At 60.2% G+C, this 20924-nt stretch carries 16 protein-coding genes; 9 read left to right on the top strand and 7 right to left on the bottom strand.

Annotation, left to right across the window (positions count from 1 at the left end):
- Positions 1-273: 273 nt before the first annotated feature.
- Positions 274-1260: a phosphate ABC transporter substrate-binding protein PstS gene (locus TK42_RS10040; protein WP_005792536.1), complete on the bottom strand. Its 987-nt coding sequence runs from the start codon at positions 1258-1260 to the stop codon at positions 274-276.
- Positions 1261-1457: 197 nt separating this feature from the next.
- Positions 1458-2747 carry an MFS transporter gene (locus tag TK42_RS10035; RefSeq protein ID WP_005792537.1) on the bottom strand — a complete coding sequence of 430 codons (1290 nt, stop codon included), beginning with the start codon at positions 2745-2747 and terminating at the stop codon, positions 1458-1460.
- 405 nt (positions 2748-3152) lie between these two features.
- Here TK42_RS10035 and TK42_RS10030 point away from each other — a divergent pair, with 405 nt between their 5' ends.
- Both TK42_RS10030 and TK42_RS10025 read left to right on the top strand, forming a co-directional pair.
- Positions 3153-3557, top strand: coding sequence for an acyl-CoA thioesterase (locus tag TK42_RS10030; RefSeq protein ID WP_003176975.1), 405 nt, complete (start codon positions 3153-3155; stop codon positions 3555-3557).
- Positions 3558-3616: 59 nt separating this feature from the next.
- Positions 3617-4516, top strand: coding sequence for a D-hexose-6-phosphate mutarotase (locus tag TK42_RS10025; protein ID WP_103734132.1), 900 nt, complete (start codon positions 3617-3619; stop codon positions 4514-4516).
- A gap of 117 nt (positions 4517-4633) precedes the next feature.
- Here the strand turns inward: TK42_RS10025 and TK42_RS10020 are convergent, their stop codons facing one another.
- The 5 genes from TK42_RS10020 to TK42_RS10000 form a co-directional block, all read right to left on the bottom strand.
- Positions 4634-5170, bottom strand: a complete 537-nt coding sequence (locus TK42_RS10020) for a DUF3299 domain-containing protein (RefSeq protein WP_103734131.1) — start codon at positions 5168-5170, stop codon at positions 4634-4636.
- Positions 5171-5247: 77 nt separating this feature from the next.
- On the bottom strand, positions 5248-5493 hold the full coding sequence (locus TK42_RS10015; RefSeq protein WP_005792540.1) for a GlsB/YeaQ/YmgE family stress response membrane protein: 246 nt from the start codon (positions 5491-5493) through the stop codon (positions 5248-5250).
- A gap of 109 nt (positions 5494-5602) precedes the next feature.
- Positions 5603-6685 carry a 5-(carboxyamino)imidazole ribonucleotide synthase gene (locus TK42_RS10010; RefSeq protein ID WP_103734130.1) on the bottom strand — a complete coding sequence of 361 codons (1083 nt, stop codon included), beginning with the start codon at positions 6683-6685 and terminating at the stop codon, positions 5603-5605.
- Positions 6686-6696: 11 nt separating this feature from the next.
- Positions 6697-7188, bottom strand: a complete 492-nt coding sequence (purE, locus tag TK42_RS10005) for a 5-(carboxyamino)imidazole ribonucleotide mutase (RefSeq protein ID WP_003195648.1) — start codon at positions 7186-7188, stop codon at positions 6697-6699.
- Positions 7189-7444: 256 nt separating this feature from the next.
- A complete protein-coding gene (locus TK42_RS10000; RefSeq protein ID WP_032881175.1) occupies positions 7445-8353 on the bottom strand; it encodes a LysR substrate-binding domain-containing protein in 909 nt (302 codons plus the stop codon).
- Between the two features lie 183 nt (positions 8354-8536).
- On the opposite strand from TK42_RS10000, the gene aspA reads away from it, so the two are divergent.
- From aspA to TK42_RS09965, 7 genes are all read left to right on the top strand, one after another.
- On the top strand, positions 8537-9961 hold the full coding sequence (gene aspA / locus TK42_RS09995; protein ID WP_032878672.1) for an aspartate ammonia-lyase: 1425 nt from the start codon (positions 8537-8539) through the stop codon (positions 9959-9961).
- A gap of 392 nt (positions 9962-10353) precedes the next feature.
- Positions 10354-11799 (top strand): sodium:alanine symporter family protein, encoded by a 1446-nt coding sequence (locus TK42_RS09990; RefSeq protein ID WP_005792545.1) that lies wholly within the window; start codon positions 10354-10356, stop codon positions 11797-11799.
- 76 nt (positions 11800-11875) lie between these two features.
- Positions 11876-12853: an asparaginase gene (locus TK42_RS09985; RefSeq protein ID WP_103734129.1), complete on the top strand. Its 978-nt coding sequence runs from the start codon at positions 11876-11878 to the stop codon at positions 12851-12853.
- Between the two features lie 49 nt (positions 12854-12902).
- On the top strand, positions 12903-13895 hold the full coding sequence (locus tag TK42_RS09980) for an AraC family transcriptional regulator (protein ID WP_032878669.1): 993 nt from the start codon (positions 12903-12905) through the stop codon (positions 13893-13895).
- 132 nt (positions 13896-14027) lie between these two features.
- The gene (locus tag TK42_RS09975) at positions 14028-15062 is read left to right on the top strand and encodes a histone deacetylase family protein (protein WP_103734128.1); all 1035 of its coding nucleotides are present in this window, start codon (positions 14028-14030) and stop codon (positions 15060-15062) included.
- Complete coding sequence (locus tag TK42_RS09970) at positions 15059-16150, top strand: polyamine ABC transporter substrate-binding protein (RefSeq protein ID WP_032878667.1); 1092 nt, start codon at positions 15059-15061, stop codon at positions 16148-16150. The genes TK42_RS09975 and TK42_RS09970 overlap by 4 nt, the downstream gene beginning before the upstream one ends.
- A gap of 151 nt (positions 16151-16301) precedes the next feature.
- Positions 16302-20909 carry a dermonecrotic toxin domain-containing protein gene (locus tag TK42_RS09965; RefSeq protein WP_103734127.1) on the top strand — a complete coding sequence of 1536 codons (4608 nt, stop codon included), beginning with the start codon at positions 16302-16304 and terminating at the stop codon, positions 20907-20909.
- Positions 20910-20924 lie beyond the last annotated feature (15 nt).

Here is a 20924-nt window from a genome sequence, read left to right as displayed (position 1 = left end):
ATCCTTGAGCGCGCGAATGCGGCGCTTGCGTTGCAGCTCAGGCGTATTGAAATCAATGCGCTTGGGGGGAGAAGTTGTCGTCATGGTGGAATTGGCCAGATCATTCATGCGCACACCCTAGCGATCCTGTATGACAGAAAGATGACAGTGCAGTGACGCAACAAATCCGCCGCGAAGCAAAGCTGGCAGCGGACTTAAAATTAGGGATGTAACCGGGCTTTGTGTGGGAGCGGGCTCCCACACGGGCCCGGTATTACACCGGGTATCGCAGGCTTAGTTGCCTTCTTTCAGACCCAGCTCAGCCAAGGCCTTGGCGGCCACTTTGGCAGGCAGTGGGATGTAGCCGTCCTTGACGACAACTTCCTGGCCCTGCTTGGACAGCACCAGTTTCACGAACTCGGCTTCCAGCGGGGCCAGCGGCTTGTTCGGGGCTTTGTTGACATACACGTAGAGGAAGCGTGACAGCGGGTATTTGCCGTTCAGGGCGTTTTCTTCGCTGTCTTCGATGAAGTCAGTGCTGCCTTTCTTGGCCAGGGCCACGGTCTTCACGCTGGCGGTCTTGTAGCCAATGCCCGAGTAACCGATGCCGTTCAGCGAGGAGCTGATCGACTGCACGACAGAAGCCGAGCCAGGTTGTTCGTTCACGTTAGGCTTGTAGTCGCCTTTGCACAGGGCTTCTTCCTTGAAGTAGCCGTAGGTGCCGGATACCGAATTGCGACCGAACAATTGCACAGGCTTGTTGGCCAGGTCGCCGGTCACACCCAGGTCGCCCCAGGTTTTAACGTCAGCTTTGGCGCCGCACAGGCGAGTCGAGGAGAAGATCGCGTCGACTTGCTCCATGGTCAGGTGCTGGATCGGGTTGTCCTTGTGCACGAACACCGCCAGGGCGTCCACGGCAACCGGGATAGCGGTTGGCTTGTAACCGTACTTCTGCTCGAAGGCCGCCAGTTCGGTGTCCTTCATCTTGCGGCTCATCGGGCCCAGGTTGGAGGTGCCTTCAGTCAGCGCAGGTGGCGCGGTGGCGGAACCGGCAGCTTGAATCTGGATGTTGACGTTCGGGTATTCCTTTTTGTAACCCTCAGCCCACAAAGTCATCAGGTTAGCCAGGGTGTCGGAGCCGACGCTGGACAGGTTGCCCGACACACCAGTGGTCTTGACGTACGCCGGGATTGCCGGATCAACACCAGCGGCCACCGCGTTGGCGGTCGCAACGCCAGCAGCGACAAAAGTCATTGCCGCCATCAAACGTTTCAGTTTCATGCCTTGCTCCTAGCAGATAGGGATAATTGGATCGGGGCCAAGTATCGAGAGGCCGTGTGAACACTCTATGTCTGCAATGTGACAATTAGATGAAAGGCCACTATCGGGAAGCAAAGGTATGCGAAGTAAAAAACGGAACAGGCACTCTCATTGTGGTGAGGGAGCTTGCTCCCTCACCACAGTAGATCAGGCTGGCGTTAGCGACCGCGTTTCCACAGATACCCACCCACCAACATCCCCATCACACACAGGACGGCCACATAGTAAGCCGGGCCCATCGGGCTCTCCTTCATCAGCAGCGACACCGCCAATGGCGTCAGTCCACCGAATACGGCATAGGCGACGTTGTAGGAGAACGACAGGCCGCTGAAGCGCACCACTGGCGGGAACGCCTTGACCATCACGTAGGGCACTACACCGATGGTGCCCACGAACAAACCGGTCAATGCGTACAACGGAAACAGCCAGTCCGGGTGGGCCATCAGGCTGTGATACAGCGTCCAGGAGGTCGCCAGCAGCAGTGCGCAACCGGTGACCAGCACGCGACCGGCGCCAAAACGGTCGGCCAGCGCACCCGAGGCGATGCAGCCCAGGCTCAGGGTCACGATGGCTAGGCTGTTGGCTTGCAGTGCCACCGTGGGACTGAAGTGGTAGACGGTTTGCAGCACGGTCGGCGTCATCAGGATAACCACCACGACGCCGGCGGACAGCAGCCAGGTGAGCAACATCGACAACACAATGGCGCCCCGGTGGTCACGCAGCACTGCACGCAACGGCAGCTCGGCAGCCAGGGTCTTGCGTTGCTGCATCTCAGCGAAGATCGGCGTTTCATGCAGCCAGCGGCGCAGATACACCGACAACAGACCGAATACACCGCCAAGCAGGAATGGGATCCGCCAGGCGTAATCGGAGACCTGCTCCGGGGTATAGGCCGTATTGATCGCAGTAGCTACCAGCGAGCCGAGCAGAATACCGGCGGTGAGGCCGCTGGTCAGGGTGCCGCAGGCGTAGCCGATGTGGCGCGGCGGAACGTGCTCGGAGACGAACACCCAGGCGCCCGGTACTTCGCCGCCAATCGCCGCACCCTGGATGACGCGCATCAGCAGCAGCAGTAGCGGCGCCCACAAGCCGATCTGCGCGTAGGTGGGCAGCAGGCCCATGATCAGGGTGGGCACGGCCATCATGAAGATGCTCAGGGTGAACATCTTCTTGCGCCCCAGCAGGTCGCCGAAGTGCGCCATGATGATGCCGCCCAGTGGGCGGGCCAGGTAGCCGGCGGCGAAGATGCCGAAGGTCTGCATCATGCGCAGCCATTCGGGCATGTCGACGGGGAAGAACAGTTTTCCGACCACGGTGGCGAAAAACACAAAGATGATGAAGTCGTAGAACTCCAGCGCCCCGCCCAAGGCAGACAGCGACAGGGTTTTGTAGTCGTTGCGGGTCAGCGGGCGCGAGGGCTGCGCACTGCTTGCGGGCACGGAGGACATGGCAAGGCTTCTCTTATAGTAATCATCGTAAAGGACTGCACGCCCGTGACTTGCGGCGGGTTTGGCAAGATAGCAAATCGCCTGAAAAAGCACAGCGCCAGGAACACAGTTGCGCGCAAAAGCCCCGATACAGCGTCTATTTACCGACCAAATGAGCGTGCGGAGGTCGTCGTGGCGCCAGGGTCTCGATATACTCGCCAGTGCAAGCGCCAGACCCGCTGTCTTGAGGGGCTGCTGTGCCAAAACGTTGTTGGGTACCGTCCAGCCGATTTGGCAGAGTTTCCCTTTAGTTCGCCTTACGAGAAACGCATCGAGCGGTGTATGTTGGTGCTGAAACGTTTTTCCAGAAGACGGCTATCCACTTCAAATACCCATGAAGCGTCACGGGTCAGAGGCACCCTCGGCATGATCGAACTCGAACAAGAAGATCCTATCCCGCAAGGCGATCTCGCCCTGCAAATCACTGCACTGCCGCGTGAAACCAATGGTTTTGGCGATATCTTCGGCGGCTGGCTGGTCGCGCAGATGGACCTGGCAGGCACGGCAATGGCCAGCAAGGTCGCCGGCGGGCGCGTAGCCACCGTCGCCATTGATCGCATGGCCTTCCTGGTACCGGTAGCCGTGGGTGCACAGCTTTCCTTCTATACCCAGGCTCTGGAAATTGGCCGCAGCTCGATCCAGATGATGGTCGAAGTGTGGAGCGATGACCCGCTGTCCAGCGAATGGCGCAAGGTCACCGAAGCGGTATTTGTGTTCGTCGCCATCGACGGCAGCGGTCGCACCCGTTCGGTACCGTCACGGGCGCGTTAAACCTCGCCGGGTTTTAACGGTCAATTGCCCCATTGCCTGCCACTTGAGAGAGCTTTGTTATGCCTACGCCCCACGTTGAGACGATGAAAATCGACGAGCTGGACTGCTGGCGCATCCGCCACAACGGCGCCGAGCTGATGGTGGCCCAACAGGGTGCGCATATCTTCAGTTACCAGCGCGAGGGCGAACAGCCACTGATATGGCCGAACCCCGCGGCGGTGTTCAAGCGGGGCAAAGGCATCCGTACCGGCGTGCCGGTGTGCTGGCCGTGGTTTGGTGTTTTCGACCGTAACCCGCAGAGCGTAAAAGCCATGCGCCAAAGCGATCAGCCTGCCGGCGCCCACGGCTTTGTGCGCACCGCGCTCTGGGAGTTGGCCGGGACGGCAATCGAAGGTGAAGCCCTGCGTATCGAGCTGGTGCTGCCGACTCCTGCGAACGGCTTTCCCGGCTGGCCCCATCAGGTTGACTTGACGCTGAGCCTGCTGCTGGACGAGCAACTGCATATCCGCCTCACCAGCCACAACCGTGGCACCGACACCGTGACCTTCAGCCAGGCACTGCACACCTACTTTGCTGTGAGCGACGTGCGCAACGTGCAGGTCGAGGGGGTGGATGGCTTGGCCTATATCGACACTGCTGATGGGTGGACCGAGAAGCAGCAATCCGGCTTGCTGCACTTCACTGGCGAAACTGATCGTATCTACCTGGATACGCCAGCGCAGTTGAGCATTGTGGATAAAGACTGGCAGCGCCGCGTCCAACTCATCAGCGAAGGCTCGAAGTCCACCGTGATCTGGAACCCGTGGACCGAACGAGCCAAAGCGCTTGATGACATGGCCGATGACGGCTGGCAGGGCATGTTGTGCATCGAGACGGCGAATGTGTTGGATGATGTGGTAAGCCTGGCCCCCGGTAAAAGCCACACCTTGGGCGTTCGTATCACCAATATCACTTTGTAAACCCAGTCAGAATGTGGGAGCTGGCTTGCCTGCGATAGCATCGCCTCAGTGCAACTGACACACCGAGTCGCCTGCATCGCAGATCAAGCCCGCTCCCACAGGGATTGGTAGCGCCAGTTAGAGATCGGACTCCTTCACCACCCGCACCTTCCCCGCCTCCAGCGCATACGCGGCATCGGCCAAGTCATTGTTGACCTTCTCCACCTTCAACATGCCCGTGACCCACAGCGGCGTGTAGATATCATCCAGCTTCAACCCCTTGGGATACCGCACCAGCACCAGTTGGTTAGGCGGCGGTGGCGGCACATGGATGCAGGCGCCCGGATACGGCACCAGGAAGAACAGCGTGCTGCGGCCTTTGGCATCGGTTTCCAACGGCACCGGATACCCACCAATGCGGATATTCTTGCCGTTCATGGCCGCCACGGTCTTGGTGGAATACATCACCGCGGGCAAGCCTTTGCTCTGCTTCAAGCCACCTTTTTCAGTGAACGTGCCTTGGGCTTCGGGGGAGTTATGGTCGATCTCGGGCATGGCTTCGAGGGCTTTCTGGTCCGAAAGCGGCATCAGGTCGAGCCAGTCGGTTTCCGGCAGTTCGCCAGCGTGCGCCAGGCCAGAGCCCAGCAGGAGGAGAGTGAAGAATAGACGGCGCATGGAGAGGCTCGGCAAATACAAGTGCCGAGCATTCTAGCCCTCTGCGCCTGCGCAGCGCAGAGGACTTTGTCGGCTGATTACTTCTTTTTGATCAGGCCGTAGATCACCAGCAACACGATGGCACCTACCAGCGCGCCGATGAAGCCCGCGCCCTGGCCTGCCTGGTAGATCCCCAGTGCCTGGCCGCCATAGGTCGCGGCCAGGGAGCCGGCGATACCCAGCAGAATGGTCATGATCCAGCCCATGCTGTCGTCACCCGGCTTGAGGAAACGCGCCAGCAGGCCAACGATCAAGCCGATAAAGATGGTTCCAATGATACCCATGGCATTTCCCTCTGATTGAATGTGAGTCATGACAAAGCCTAGTCAGGCTTTATCATCCTGCAATCAGAGAGACGACGGTGACCAATGGTTCCCGCCGACTCCCGGCTTATTACTCGGCGATCAGCGCTTCGACCTTGAGGATCTGCGCCTGCAGCGTTGCGCGATCCTTGCAGCGCAGGTTTGCATGCCCGACCTTGCGCCCGGCCTTGAACGCCTTGCCGTAGTGATGCAGGTGGCAGTCATCAATGGCAATCACCCGATCAACCGGCGGGACTACGCCGATGAAGTTGAGCATGGCGCTCTCGCCGACCTTGGCCGTGGAGCCCAACGGCAAGCCCGCCACCGCCCGCAGGTGGTTTTCGAACTGGCTGCACTCGGCGCCTTCGGTGGTCCAGTGCCCGGAGTTGTGAACACGCGGGGCGATTTCGTTGGCCTTGAGGCCGCCGTCGACTTCAAAGAACTCGAACGCCATCACGCCGACGTAATCCAGTTTCTTGAGCACGCGGCTGGAATAATCTTCGGCCAGGGCCTGCAGTGGGTGGTCGGTGCTGGCCACGGACAGCTTGAGGATGCCGCTGTCGTGGGTGTTGTGCACCAGCGGGTAAAAGCGCGTCTCACCATCACGGGCACGCACGGCGATCAGCGATACTTCACCGGTGAATGGCACAAAGCCTTCCAGCAGGCAGCCGACGCTGCCCAGCTCAGCGAAGGTACCAACCACATCGGCGGCGGTACGCAGCACTTTCTGGCCCTTGCCGTCGTAACCCAGGGTGCGGGTTTTCAACACAGCCGGCAGGCCGATGCTGGCGACAGCGGCGTCCAGGTCTGCCTGGGACTGGATGTCGGCGAAGGCCGGGGTCGGGATGCCCAAGTCCTTGAACATACTCTTCTCGAACCAGCGGTCCCGGGCGATGCGCAAGGCTTCAGCGCTCGGGTACACCGGTACGAACTGCGACAGGAAGGCCACGGTTTCGGCCGGGACGCTTTCAAACTCGAACGTCACCAGATCGACTTCGTCGGCCAGTTGGCGCAGGTGATCCGGGTCGCTGTAGTCAGCGCGCAGGTGTTCACCCAGGGCGGCGGCGCAGGCATCTGGCGCCGGGTCCAGGAAAGCGAAGTTCATCCCCAGCGGAGTGCCCGCCAGGGCCAGCATGCGACCGAGTTGGCCGCCACCGATTACACCGATTTTCATCGTCAACAACCTCAGGCGATGCGTGGGTCTGGATTGTCCAGCACACTGTCTGTCTGCTCAGCACGGAATTTTTTCAGCACCGCATGGAACTGCGGGTGCTTGGCGCCCAGGATGCTGGCCGACAGCAATGCAGCGTTGATCGCGCCGGCCTTGCCGATCGCCAGGGTCGCTACCGGGATACCGGCCGGCATCTGCACGATGGACAACAGCGAATCCACGCCCGAGAGCATCGACGACTGCACCGGCACGCCAAGCACCGGCAGGTGCGTCTTGGCCGCACACATACCTGGCAAGTGCGCCGCGCCGCCGGCACCGGCGATGATCACCTCGATGCCACGGGATTCTGCTTCATCGGCATACTGGAACAGCAAATCCGGGGTGCGGTGGGCAGAGACCACCTTCACTTCATACGGAATGCCGAGTTTTTCCAGCATATCGGCGGTGTGGCTAAGGGTGGACCAATCGGACTTGGAGCCCATGATCACGCCAACCAATGCACTCATCGTCGTGCCTCTTCTCTCTGGGCGCCCGCAGGCGCGTCAAAAAACAACAAGCCACGCGGGAGACCGGCGTGGCTTGTTGTACGAATTAGTTTCGGGCCGGTTGGACCGGCCGAAGGCCGCGCAGTATACCGTAATAATCCAGATAAACAGCCCCAGGAATGACCATCTGTCTAGCCGCTCAAACCGGCGGTTTTATTGACTCTTGAGTCAGTCCCCTACACCGCAAGCCCCCTCCCACATTGGATCTGTGTCAGGCTCAGGTACTTTGCGCCGCGCCTCCTTCCAGTTTGCGCCACAGCAACCGCACATTCGCCTTGCGCACCAACGCACAGCGATACAAGCGAATCTCCAGGGGCACGTGCCATTGCGGCCCGCCGCACACCACCAGTTCGCCGCGAGCCAGTTCGGCACGCACGCTCAGTTGAGGCACCCAGGCGATGCCCAAGCCTTCAAGAGCCATGCTCTTGAGGCTGTCAGCCATGGCGGTTTCGTAAATGGTGGTGAACCGCAGGGCCCGCTGGCGCAGCAGTAAATTCACCGAGCGGCCGAGGAACGCCCCGGCACTGTAGGCCAGCAACGGCACACTGCCCTCGCTTTCCAGGTCGAACAGCGGCTTGCCATCGGCATCGGCGGCGCACACCGGGAGCATTTCGGTGTTGCCCAGGTGCAGCGATGGGAATATCTCGGCGTCCATCTGCATGGCGGCATCCGGGTCGTAAAACGCCAGCATCAGGTCGCAACCGCCTTCGCGCAGGGCGTGCACAGCGTCGCCGACGTTAGTGGCAACCAATCGCGTGGCGATGTTCAGCCCCTCGTTGCGCAGCTGTGCGATCCAACGTGGAAAGAACCCCAGTGCCAGCGAGTGTGCGGCCGCCACCTGCATGACTTCACCCTGCCCGCCTTCCAGATGATGCAAATGCCGCAGTACTTCGCCGAGCTGTTCGACCACGGTGCGCGCCGTCACCAGGAACAACTGCCCCGCCGCTGTCAGCTCCACGGGCGTGCGCGAGCGGTTGACCAGCGTCAGGCCCAACGCGGCTTCAAGGCTGCGAATACGGCGACTGAACGCCGGCTGCGTCACAAAACGCCGCTCCGCAGCCTGGGAAAAGCTGCGCGTCGCCGCCAGGGCGCTGAAGTCTTCCAGCCATTTGCTTTCAAGGTTCATCATTGCCTCCCACGCCGAATGCACCATTTTGGCACACACGCCCGCCATCATGGCTGGGTCACATCCACATTATGCCGTTTGTGCATAGCCCAGTGTTTAACAGCATTGGCCCAAAAACTTCTACAAGCCTAGCATTCGCAGCGTTCCGGCCAGTTCCGGGTCCATATCGAGATGATTTCCGTCATGTCCTCTGCTGCATCTTTCCGTACAGAAAAAGACCTGCTTGGCGTACTCGAAGTACCTGCTCAAGCGTATTACGGCATCCAGACCCTGCGAGCGGTGAACAACTTCCGCCTCTCGGGCGTTCCGATTTCGCATTACCCGAAATTGGTGGTCGGCCTGGCAATGGTCAAGCAAGCAGCGGCTGACGCCAACCGCGAGTTGGGCCAGCTCAGCGAAGCCAAGCACGCTGCCATCAGCGAAGCCTGTGCCCGCCTGATCCGCGGCGATTTCCACGAAGAGTTCGTGGTGGACATGATTCAAGGCGGCGCTGGCACTTCAACCAACATGAATGCCAACGAAGTCATCGCCAACATCGCGCTGGAGGCCATGGGCCATCAGAAAGGCGAATACCAGTACCTGCACCCCAACAACGACGTGAACATGGCGCAGTCGACCAACGACGCCTACCCGACCGCGATCCGCTTGGGTCTGCTGCTGGGCCATGACGCGCTGCTGGCCAGCCTCGACAGCCTGATCCAGGCGTTCGCCGCCAAAGGCGCCGAGTTCAGCCATGTGCTGAAAATGGGCCGTACCCAATTGCAAGACGCCGTGCCGATGACCCTCGGTCAGGAATTCCGCGCCTTCGCCACCACCCTGGGTGAAGACCTGGCGCGCTTGAAGACCCTGGCGCCGGAGCTGCTCACCGAAGTGAACCTGGGCGGCACCGCCATCGGCACCGGCATCAACGCCGACCCACGCTACCAGGCCCTGGCCGTACAACGCCTGGCCACCATCAGCGGTCAGCCGCTGGTACCGGCGGCCGACCTGATCGAAGCCACCTCCGACATGGGCGCCTTCGTGCTGTTCTCCGGCATGCTCAAGCGTACCGCGGTGAAGCTGTCGAAGATCTGCAACGACTTGCGCCTGCTGTCCAGCGGCCCACGCACCGGCATCAATGAGATCAACCTGCCGGCGCGCCAGCCAGGCAGCTCGATCATGCCCGGCAAGGTCAACCCGGTGATTCCGGAAGCCGTTAACCAGGTGGCATTCCAGGTCATCGGCAACGACCTGGCCCTGACCATGGCGGCCGAAGGCGGCCAATTGCAACTGAACGTGATGGAGCCGCTGATCGCCTTCAAGATCTTCGACTCGATCCGCCTGCTGCAACGCGCCATGGACATGCTGCGCGAGCACTGCATCGTCGGCATCACCGCCAACGAAGCACGCTGCCGCGAACTGGTGGAGCACTCCATCGGCCTGGTCACCGCGCTGAACCCCTACATCGGCTATGAAAACGCCACCCGCATCGCGCGTATCGCTCTTGAAAGCGGCCGCGGCGTGCTGGAACTGGTGCGTGAAGAAGGCTTGCTCGACGACGCCATGCTCAACGACATCCTGCGCCCGGAAAACATGATCGCTCCACGCTTGGTCCCGCTGAAGGCCTAAGCGTTTGTTGCACCGCTCACCAGGCTGAGGGACTAGACACCTCTCACCTTTTGAGGGCCTGAAGGCTCGTTCTTCAGGCCCTTTTTTTTGCCTCAAGGTTGTGAAATGAAGCCCATAAAAACTCCAATATCGCCCTGCAAACCCACCTTGCTTGCCACCGCTTGGCTGAAACCTTTAATCAGCCCGTGCAGACGGATCAGTCTCGCCTAGGTATAGTGCCGCCCCTCTCGCGTCTGCGGCCATCGGTAACGAGGCCCGGGTACCACGCGAAACCGCATGAATAACAACACCCGCAAAAGGATGGGGATCGAAGCGTCGTGCACTGCCTGGTGCTGAGCGATGCGTCGGACCGTCCTGCGTTTGCCATCAGAAAAATCAGCGAGGAACACTCCATGCTCGAAGTCATCAACGACTTCCTCTCAGGGAAAGTACTGATCGTGCTCATAGTCGGGCTCGGCGGTTATTTCACGATCCGCTCGCGTTTCGTTCAATTGCGTCACTTTTTCCACATGTTCTCGGTGTTTAAAGACAGCCTCAAGAGCAGCGCCGGTCAACTCAGCTCGTTCCAGGCGCTGATGCTCAGCCTGGCCGGACGCGTGGGTGCCGGTAACATCGCGGGTGTCGGTATTGCTGTGACCCTGGGTGGTCCGGGGGCGGTGTTCTGGATGTGGGTCACCGCGCTGGTGGGCATGTCTTCGAGCTTTATCGAGTGCTCCCTCGGCCAGTTGTACAAGCGCACCGACGCTGAAGGCACCTACCGTGGCGGCCCGGCCTATTACATCCAGCACGGCCTGCAGAAGCGATGGCTGGGGATGGTCATGGCGTTCCTGCTGCTGGTGACCTTCGGTTTTGCCTTCAACGGCCTGCAAGCCCACGCCGTGACCCACTCGCTCAATAACGCCTTTGGCCTCGACACCACTTACACCGGCCTCGCGCTGGCGGTGTTGTTGGGCCTGGTGTTCATCGGCGGGATCAAGCGTATTGCGTCGATTGCCGACCTGCTGGTACCGGTCAAGACCCTGGTGTACATCGCCGTGACCCTGTACGTGATCGTGCTGCAATTCGACCACGTGCCGGCCATGCTCGCGACCATCGTCAAGAGCGCGTTCGGCCTCGACCAAGCCTTCGGTGGCCTGGTGGGCAGCGCGATCATCATGGGTGTAAAGCGCGGCGTGTTCGCCAACGAAGCAGGTCTGGGCAGTGCGCCTAACGTAGCCGCGGTGGCTTCGGTAGAGCATCCGATCGCCCAGGGCGTGGTGCAAGCGTTCAGCGTGTTCCTCGACACCTTCGTGATCTGCACCTGTACTGCGTTGCTGATCCTGCTGTCGGGTTTCTACACCCCAGGCTTTGAAGGCGACGGCATTGCCCTGACCCAGAACTCCCTGGCGGCGGTGGTCGGTGACTGGGGCCGCATGTTCATCTCGGTGGCCCTGGCGTTGTTCGTGTTCACCTCGATCATGTACAACTACTACCTAGGCGAAAGCAACCTGCGCTTTCTGGTCGGCAATAACCGCAAGGTGCTGATGGGCTATCGCGCACTGGTGCTGGTGCTGATTTTCTGGGGTTCGATCGAGAACCTGAGCACCGTGTTCGCCTTCGCCGACATCACCATGACCATGCTCGCGTTCGTCAACCTGTTCGCCCTGGCATTCCTGTTCAAGATCGCCATGCGCATCCTCAACGACTACGACAACCAGCGTGCAGCGGGCATCAAGACCCCGGTGTTCGACTCCAGCCAGTTCCCTGACCTGGACCTGGACCGCAAGGCCTGGCCGGCCAATCCGGTGAAGCCTGAAGCAGCACCCTCGGCTGAACTGAGCGCTCAAGCGCAACGTTGATCACCGCTAGATGACACGCCGCCCGGCCTTGGGCATGCTCTGGGCCCGGCGGCGTTTTTCGTTCAGGAGATTTCTCATGCAACCAGCTAACAACGTGATGGTGCTCTACACCGGCGGCACCATCGGTATGCAGGCCAGCGCCAATGGCCTTGCGCCCGCTTCAGGTTTTGAGGCGCGTATGCGCGAGCAGTTTGCCGATGCACCAGTACCTACATGGCGCTTCCGGGAAATGTCGCCACTGATCGACAGCGCCAACATGACCCCCGCCTATTGGCAGCGCCTGCGTACCGCCGTGGTTGAAGCCGTGGACGACGGCTGCGACGCGGTGCTGATCCTGCACGGCACTGACACCCTGGCGTACAGCGCGGCGGCCATGAGTTTCCAATTGCTGGGCTTGCCCGCACCGGTGGTGTTCACCGGCTCGATGTTGCCGGCCGGCGTGCCGGACAGTGATGCCTGGGAAAATGTCAGCGGTGCTTTGGCGGCATTGGGCGAAGGCCTGGCAGCGGGTGTACACCTGTACTTCCACGGCGCGCTGATGGCCCCGACCCGTTGCGCGAAAATTCGCAGTTTCGGGCGCAATCCGTTTGCGACCTTGCAACGCCAGGGTGGCATTGCCCGCGCCGAGTCCCTGCCGGCCGCGCTGGATTACCGTCAGCCCAAAGCCTTGGCGAATGTCGCCGTACTGCCGTTGGTGCCGGGTATTGATGCCGCGCAACTGGACGCTGTAATTGGCAGCGGCATTCAGGCGTTGGTACTGGAATGCTTCGGCAGCGGCACCGGGCCAAGTGACAACCCAGCCTTCCTGGCCAGCCTTCAACGTGCGCAGGACCAGGATGTGGTGGTGGTTGCTATCACCCAATGCCATGAAGGCGGCGTGGAACTGGACGTGTACGAGGCCGGCAGCCGCCTGCGCGATGTGGGCGTACTGTCCGGTGGCGGCATGACCCGCGAGGCAGCGTTCGGCAAGCTCAACGCCCTGCTCGGTGCCGGGCTGGAGACCAGCGAAATCCGTCGCCTGGTGGAATTGGACCTGTGCGGCGAACTGAGCTGACCGGCATGTAACTTGCTCTACTTCCAGCCTCTCCTGGCTGGAAGTTCCCATGCTGCACTCCCACCTCACCACCCTCAATGCCGTGTCCTTGGTACTCAGTACCTTCGAGGCCGAAGGCTTGCCCCACGAAGCGTTGCTGGCCGGCAGCGGCATCTGCGCGGCGGACTTGAGCCGCGCCGACACGCGCATCGCCACGCACCAGGAGATGCAAGTGTGCGCCAATGCCGTGGCCCGTCAGCGCGATATCGGCCTGATCGTTGGCCGGCGTATGCATGTTTCTTCCTACGGCATACTGGGCTATGCCCTGCTCACCAGTGCCACTTTCGGTGACGCTTTGCACCTGGCCCTGCGGTATCCGGCGCTGTTGGGAACACTCTTCGAACTGAGCCTGGAGGAAGACGGCGAACGTATCTGGTTCACGGCCGGCGACTACCGCGAAAACCCGGCCCTGACCGCCTTCAATGTCGAGTTGTGTCTGGGATCACTGAAGGTCATCTGTGACGACCTGCTCGGCCATCCCCTGCCCTTGCTGGGCGCTCGTTTTGAGCACGACGCGCCGGATTATCAGGCGCGCTACGCCGAGAGCTTCGACTGCCCGCTACAGTTTCAGGCTATTGCCAACGCGTTCGCCTTTGATAAACGCTGGCTTGCCCAACCGTTGCCCCTGGCCGACACGGTCACCCACCAGGCCATGGTCGAACGTTGCCGCAAACAAAACACCGAATTCACCGGGCGCGAGGCCTGGCTGGGGCGAATCCGCCAGTTGCTGGCCGCACAACTGCACGCCGCCCCTGGGCTCGATGGCCTGGCGCAGCAGATGAACTGTTCGGCGCGCACCCTGCGCCGGCACCTGCATGACCTGGGCTGCAGCTATCAGGAACTGCTCGATGAGTTGCGCTTTGAACGCGCCAAACAGTTGTTGGCTGACAACCTGTGGCCGATCCACCGAATTGCCGAGACGCTGGGGTTCAGCGAAACGGCGAGTTTCAGACATGCCTTCGTGCGCTGGAGCGGCGTAACGCCGAGCCAATTTCGTGCATGACGCGCCAATGAGGGGCGAATTGCGGACACACACTTTGGCCATATTGATCCCCTTTTGGCCGCTCCTGACGTTCTCATAAACCGCGCCCACCGCAAGACTGCATACACCGATACAGCTTGCGGAGAACAACAAATGCTGACGATCTACTCGGACGATCACCACCTGCACCACGGCCGTTGTGAACTGATGGACGGGCAACTGATGCCCTGCTTTGAAATGCCCTCGCGTGCCGACCACGTGCTGCAACGGGTCAAGACGCGGGAACTTGGCCCCGTGCAGGCCCCGCAGGATTTTGGCCTGGCGCCGCTGCAACGCGTCCATAGCCGCGACTATCTGGATTTCTTCAAAGGCGCCTGGCAACGCTGGACCGAATACGGCCAGGACGGCGACCTGCTGCCCTACACCTGGCCCGCCCGCACGTTGCGCCGCGTGATTCCCACCAGCCTGCACGGCCAGTTGGGCTATTACAGTTTCGACGGTGGCGCGCCGATTACCGCCGGCACCTGGCAAGCAGCCTACAGCGCCGCGCAAGTCGCCCTCACAGCCCAGGCCGCCATCGCGCAAGGCGCCCACAGTGCCTTCGCGCTGTGCCGCCCGCCTGGGCATCACGCCGCCAGCGATTTGATGGGCGGTTATTGCTACCTCAACAACGCAGCCATCGCGGCCCAGGCGTTCCTTGATCAGGGCTGCAAAAAGGTCGCGATCCTCGACGTGGATTACCACCACGGCAACGGCACACAGTCGATTTTTTATGCACGCAGCGACGTGCTGTTCACCTCGATCCACGGCCATCCGGAGGCAGAGTTTCCGTTCTTCCTCGGGTATGCAGATGAGCAGGGAGAAGGCATCGGAGAAGGTTTCAACTTCAATTACCCGCTACCCGCAGGTTCAGGCTGGGAGGCTTGGAGCGCAGCGCTTGAACAAGCCTGCACAGAGATCGAGCGCTACGCCGCCGACATCATCGTGGTGTCCCTGGGCGTGGACACCTTCAAGGACGACCCTATCTCGCAGTTCAAGCTCGACAGCCCGGACTACCTGGCCATGGGCGCGCGCATTGCCCGCCTGGGCAAGCCCACGCTGTTCGTGATGGAAGGCGGCTACGCGGTGGAGGAAATCGGCATCAACGCCGTCAACGTGCTGGAAGGTTTCGAGGAAGCAGCCCAATGAACATACTCAAGTCGCTCGCCCTGTGCGCCGTGGTTGTCAGTGGCGCAGCCCAGGCCGAAGAAAAAACCCTGAAGGTCTACAACTGGTTCGACTACATCACGCCCAAGGCGCTGGAAGACTTCAAGGCACAGAACCCGTCGATCAAGTTGGTGTACGACATCTTCGACACCAACGAAGCCCTGGAAGCCAAGTTGCTCACCGGCAACTCCGGCTATGACGTGGTGGTGCCGTCCAATGTGTTCCTGGCCAAGCAGATCGAAGCCGGTGTGTTCCAGCCCCTGGATCGAAGCCAGTTGCCCAACTGGAAGCACCTGGACCCCAAGCTGATGAAGCTGATCGAAGCCAACGACCCCGGCAATCAATACGCCGTGCCCTACATGTACGGCACCATCCTGATCGGCTTCAACCCAGCCAAGGTCAAGGCGGCCCTGGGCGACAACGCCCCCGTGGACAGCTGGGACCTGATCTTCAAGGAGGAAAACCTCAGCAAGCTCAAGCAATGCGGCGTCGCACTGCTGGACTCGCCCTCGGAAATCCTGCCCCTGGCGTTACAACACCTTGGCCTGGACCCCAACAGCGGCAATCCCAAGGACTACGACAAGGCCGAAGCACTGATGATGAAGATCCGCCCGTTTATCACTTACTTTCACTCCTCCAAGTACATGGCCGACATCGCCAACGGGGATATTTGCGTGGCGGTGGGCTATTCCGGCAGTTTTTCCCAAGCCGCCAACCGTGCCAAAGACGCCAAGAATGGCGTGACCGTGGACATGCGCCTGCCCAAGGAAGGCGCGCCGATCTGGTTCGACATGCTCGCCATTCCCAAAGGCGCCAAAAACCCGAACGACGCCTACACCTTCATCAACTACCTGCTGCAACCCACAGTGATCGCACCCATCAGTGACTTCGTCGGGTACCCCAATCCAAACAGGGACGCTACCGAGAGGGTCGACCCGACCATTCGCCACAACCCCAACCTGTACCCGACCGACACCGCCATGGCCACGCTCTACACCCTCATCCCCCTGGACAGCAAAGCCGAACGCGCCAGGACAAGGGCCTGGACCAGGATCAAATCCGGCACCTGAAGCACCTTGGTTTGACGTGTACCTTCGAATGCGCTTGTGAAGGTGGCCTATCTAAGCACCGCCTCTCTGTGTGGCCGCGCCCTAGCATGGAAATTTCTAGCCTTGACCTCAGGGCTGGTTCCACCAAACGGCCAGACAGGGAAGCCTCACCATGAACGCCCCCGCTTCAACGACCACGCCCTCGAACACATCGCGTCCGGATGCACGCATAGCGCTGCTCACCCAATTCTCTACAGGTCCTTCGTTCAGGGAGACTGCAACCCTGCTGCTGCGCGAGGCGCTACAGGAGCAGTACCCGACGCTGGATATCGACCCGGACACCGTCATGCTCGCAACGCCCACCTGGAACCTGGATGACGACCGGGTCAGCGCCGGCCCCACCGAGTACCAGGCCCTGAGTGACATCCTTGCCAGGCAGGCAGTGCTGGCGGTGCCGATCCTGTACCTTCAGGGCGAGCACTTTCTCACGCAGCAACCGATCATCGAGCCGGCGGTACACCTGCCCGTGCGCGTGACTGAAATCGCCAAGACCATCAACCAACTTGCGCCTTCGATGCTGCGGGCCTACCAGCAACAAACGATCAACTATTGGAATCAAACCAACGGCAGCGGCCCACATTGGCACGAGCTGTCGAACCTGCTGCGCACGGTGTGGGATGTCGAGGCCGCCGATGACTGGACCGCCACCGAGTGTGCCATGGCTCGCGCCCTGTTCACTCACCCCGACAAAGCCGACAGAAAGGGCAACGACCTCTACAAGCTCAGGGCTTGCCTGGTTGATATCGACCGAGTCGACGATGAAGGGCAGGTCAAGCACGTCAATGATGTGATCATCGCGGTATTGATCGGCGAACACGAAGGCAAAACCACAGTCCTCACGCATTCGCTGCTCAAGGGTTATGAAAAGTTTCCTTCGCTGGAGCACCTGGGCCAATCCTTGCCCGCGCACCTGTCGGGCTCTGTCACGGACCCGCAAATCCAATGGCGTCTGTTTGAACCGGACGGCAATTTCTTTGATCACCAAGCCTGTGCCTTGGTGTCATTGCAGATCGATACCATCGCTGAAATCGACTTCTCCGACCTGCGCAAAACCAACAACGTCGATATGGCACTGGGCACGCCACCTGCTGCTGCCCCGCCGCCTGCGCAAAGCAGCCCGGATCTGGCCTGGTACCGCGAGCAGATGCCCGACTGGCTGACAAACGCTTCACCCAGCGACTCGAATTTCTATGCTCGGCACCTCAAAGACCTCGCCGCGCTGCATAACCAGAATGCCGGTCGGTCATTCCTGGACGACGTCCCTACTATCGAGGCATACGCGTTGAAGGTCATCAAGGCAAAGGTGATCAAGGACCACCCGGATAGCACTAACCTGCCCTTGGAGAAGATCTTCCTGCAAATAGAGAGCCCAGTCGTGTGGGGCACTTTCGTCGTTCCGGGCCAGGTTGAGAGCAACACGTTCAGCCTGGTTGAACTGGCCCTGCAAAACCTGATTGCAGTGCCCGTCGGTAACAAAGTCGTCAAGACCAGCAATGGTTCCAACCTGCCTGAGTGGATGACCCCTGCCTATTTTGAATCGCTGGCCACCGATGCCGATATTGGCCGTACCTACCCTGCGCTGATCAAGGAAAAGCTGCTGGATGACACTCGGGAATCTGCACGCCGCAATACGCTATATAGCCAACACCTGCGTATCCAACTGCCGATGCAGGCCTTGCAGGCCAAGATCCGCCAGGAAGGCAGCATTGACGAGCAGGGCTACCGTTATGTGACCGCGGTGATGCAAGAACAGGCCACTGACAGCAAAGTGGACGGGCAAACCATCGTACTCAGGCCCTTGGCCTTCGTGCCCACCCGACGCACGGACACCTCTGTGGACACGGTCGCCAACATGTACGTGATAGGCCCCGAAGACCCGGCGGCCGGGCCATGCCTCTTGTACCGGCCGCTGTTCACGCCAGCCCTGATGCAGTTCCCGTCGCCGGCCAACCTCATCTATACGATCGCGCAATCGAGCAGCTTGTGCGAGTCGGTCTTGGCCTGGCTGCCGGATGCGGTCCGCAGCGACTATACCAACTATGTATTTCCCGGCTCGCTGCCTTCACCTTGGGCGGTCGCCGATTACCTGGTGGAGCCCGACAAGCTATGGACCATGAGCGGGCCAATGACCTTGGGCACCGAAGTACTCAACGGTGATCGATTCACCACAATGTTCAAGGCCAATGCCCAGGCCCTGATAGAACTGGCCGACCGCCAATCGGTGTCCAACGCCGAAAGCCGTTGGGCGACCTTTAAACACGCCGGCTGGGTGATCTTCAATGGGGTGCTGCCGTTTCTGGGGCGCACCATCGGCACGGGCGCCTGGATCTGGCAGGTGGTCGATCAACTGCAAACTTTTGTGCAAGCCCATGACCACGACGAAAAACAAGCCGAGTGGTCGGCACTCACCGATGTCCTGTTGAACCTCGGCATGGCGATCACGTTGCACGCCGCCAGCCGCAGCCACCGTACCGGCTACCCACGCAAGACCACGCCAAAGCTGACCAAAGCGACCAGCACAAAGCAGGTCACGATCAAACAAGAGGTGACCCTGACCAAGGAGCTGCCGGCCACACATTTACCGCACCTGCACACCAGCGGCGCAATCAAGCGCATACCCAGCGAACTCGCAACCGTGCTCGACAGCTTCAAGGTCAGCAAACCGCAAGGCCTCGGCGCGGCTGAAACCTCAAAAAACCAATACCAGCATCTCTTTCATCAGGCACAGAAGTATTACGTCCCCGTAGGGGAGCGCTGGTTTGAGGTCAGTGCCGGTGAAGATGAAGCGGTAGTCATCATCGACCCGAAGCAGCCCGGTCGAACAGGACCTGCGTTGATTCACAACGCTCAGGGCCAATGGTTCATCGACACTCGTCTGCGCCTGCGCGGCGCCGGTTCCAAGCAGCTGCAGGAGCAGTCAAAATCCAAAGCTGAGATCAACGCGATAGAAGCCAAAAGACGCCTGACGCTATTTGAACAAAACAAACCCACTGCGCAATTGGAGTTGCAGCAGGCCCGTCTGGCAATGTCGGACACCGCGTCATCCACTTCATCCGAGATCAGCCGCCAAACCTACCTGCAAAAACTCAAGAGCCAGAGCAGCGACTACGAAAAGGCACTGCAACAGCTCAAGATATTGAATGTGTTCTCGCCCAGCGCGGACTATCAGCAACACGCAATCCGCTACGTGAGCGCCCAACTGGAGCTGACTCGGACCGGTATCACCGAGGCGCAAGTCGCCTTCACACCTAAACTCAAAACCGTGCTCGACCAGATCGAACATCAAATCAGCCATCCAGAGGAACGTCATATCGACGATGCCCGCATCATGACCGAATTGAGCCAGGACATGATCCAGCGCCTGAACTACAGCCAATCGCGGCTTACCCAACTCAAAGCGCTGGGTGAGCTGGGATTCGAGCAAATTCGCAATTACCGGAGTAAATTGCCAAGCTACACCGCCCGCGACCTCAGGGCCTTGCAAGTGTCGATGGCGCGCAACTTATGCCTGGACGGCAGCAGCATCGCCACAGCCTCGTCAGCCTGGAGTGCCATTGACACCATCGTCGACGCCGCCAACCTGTCGATTCAGGCCTTGCATGAAACGTCGATGGAGCGTAGCCAGCCACGCTTGGATGAACGCATCGAAACCCTTGGCAGCCTGGTGGAACAGTTCAAGATCATCGACGAACGCCTGCAGGATTTTCCGGACGAGTTTCCTGACGCAACCCTGCCTGCACGTATCACGACCCTGCGCGAAAAAATCCGCGATTTCTACCGCGAAACCCTGGGTAGCCTGGAACTGCTGCACGCGGATCGGGACACGCTCAGAAGTCGCCCGACACCGCCTTCAACACCGCCAAGAGCAAAGAAAAAAATCATTCACACGCGCTACAACGGGGTATTGGTGGGAGTACCACGACTGACAGAAGCTGGCGATGAAACCGGCATGGTGGATGTCATCTCTCCTCTCAACCAGCAGATCATGGCGACCTTTCACGAAAAAACCCCAGGTGTGTGGGTGCAGCACGTCAATCCCGTCGAGACCACCACTACCACCACTACTCTGGACGTCGCCACCAGTATCAGCCAGGCCCAAGAGCTTCTGGACGGGTTGGGGGCCTTCAAGCAGCGCACTGGCCAACAGGCGATCAAACCGGAGCGCAGCGCTACTGGCATTGAATGGCTGTACCACCAGCATGCGTTAAAACTGGAACAGGCCTCTGCAAACATTGAGCAGGCTCTGACCCAAAGCAACTCCACCGAGAGCAACGGGGGCTCTGCGGCTCTGGTCAACAAACAACTGAGCGAAGCGGCGCAGGCACTCTATCAAGAGGCGGCTCGCCAGAAACTGCAAATGATCAAGAAACGCCCACCCACCATCAGTAGCGTGGAATGGCTTAAGCAAAACAACGAGATCGTAATCAAGAGAACCGTCAAGCGCCGCCGGCTCAAAGGGCCTGTCAAGGTCTACCTGGATGAGTACACCCTGAGTAACCGCAGTGATAAAACTGTGCTGTGGTATGCACACTTCCATTATTCGGCCGAATGGGTGCCCGCCAGGGCTTTTCTCAGGGGCCGCTTGAAAACCCCGCAAGAGCACGCCCGGGGAGTAGATGCCGACAGTCTTGACGGCCTCAACGAACAGCAAAAAACCGCGTTCTACCTCAGCGAAATAAACCGGGACCAGGCCCAGCGGTTGTTTTTCAAGGTGAAGTAACCTCAGTGCCGGATC

Origin of the sequence: Pseudomonas sp. GZJR-8, from assembly GCF_002916705.1 — a bacterium.
Classification (GTDB): Bacteria; Pseudomonadota; Gammaproteobacteria; order Pseudomonadales; family Pseudomonadaceae; genus Aquipseudomonas; species Aquipseudomonas synxantha_A.
The sequence above is the reverse complement of the archived record's forward strand: the minus strand, read 5'-3'. Positions and strand labels throughout refer to the sequence as shown.

Excerpts from the sequence above, each read along its gene's own strand:
- aspA (WP_032878672.1), top strand. The coding sequence starts at position 8,537 with ATGTCCTCTGCTGCATCTTTCCGTACAGAAAAAGACCTGCTTGGCGTA.
- purE (WP_003195648.1), bottom strand. The coding sequence starts at position 7,188 with ATGAGTGCATTGGTTGGCGTGATCATGGGCTCCAAGTCCGATTGGTCC.
- TK42_RS09980 (WP_032878669.1), top strand. The coding sequence starts at position 12,903 with ATGCTGCACTCCCACCTCACCACCCTCAATGCCGTGTCCTTGGTACTC.
- TK42_RS10000 (WP_032881175.1), bottom strand. The coding sequence starts at position 8,353 with ATGAACCTTGAAAGCAAATGGCTGGAAGACTTCAGCGCCCTGGCGGCG.
- TK42_RS10030 (WP_003176975.1), top strand. The coding sequence starts at position 3,153 with ATGATCGAACTCGAACAAGAAGATCCTATCCCGCAAGGCGATCTCGCC.
- TK42_RS09975 (WP_103734128.1), top strand. The coding sequence starts at position 14,028 with ATGCTGACGATCTACTCGGACGATCACCACCTGCACCACGGCCGTTGT.
- TK42_RS09970 (WP_032878667.1), top strand. The coding sequence starts at position 15,059 with ATGAACATACTCAAGTCGCTCGCCCTGTGCGCCGTGGTTGTCAGTGGC.
- TK42_RS09965 (WP_103734127.1), top strand. The coding sequence starts at position 16,302 with ATGAACGCCCCCGCTTCAACGACCACGCCCTCGAACACATCGCGTCCG.
- TK42_RS10025 (WP_103734132.1), top strand. The coding sequence starts at position 3,617 with ATGCCTACGCCCCACGTTGAGACGATGAAAATCGACGAGCTGGACTGC.
- TK42_RS10015 (WP_005792540.1), bottom strand. The coding sequence starts at position 5,493 with ATGGGTATCATTGGAACCATCTTTATCGGCTTGATCGTTGGCCTGCTG.
- TK42_RS10040 (WP_005792536.1), bottom strand. The coding sequence starts at position 1,260 with ATGAAACTGAAACGTTTGATGGCGGCAATGACTTTTGTCGCTGCTGGC.
- TK42_RS09990 (WP_005792545.1), top strand. The coding sequence starts at position 10,354 with ATGCTCGAAGTCATCAACGACTTCCTCTCAGGGAAAGTACTGATCGTG.
- TK42_RS10010 (WP_103734130.1), bottom strand. The coding sequence starts at position 6,685 with ATGAAAATCGGTGTAATCGGTGGCGGCCAACTCGGTCGCATGCTGGCC.
- TK42_RS10035 (WP_005792537.1), bottom strand. The coding sequence starts at position 2,747 with ATGTCCTCCGTGCCCGCAAGCAGTGCGCAGCCCTCGCGCCCGCTGACC.
- TK42_RS09985 (WP_103734129.1), top strand. The coding sequence starts at position 11,876 with ATGCAACCAGCTAACAACGTGATGGTGCTCTACACCGGCGGCACCATC.
- TK42_RS10020 (WP_103734131.1), bottom strand. The coding sequence starts at position 5,170 with ATGCGCCGTCTATTCTTCACTCTCCTCCTGCTGGGCTCTGGCCTGGCG.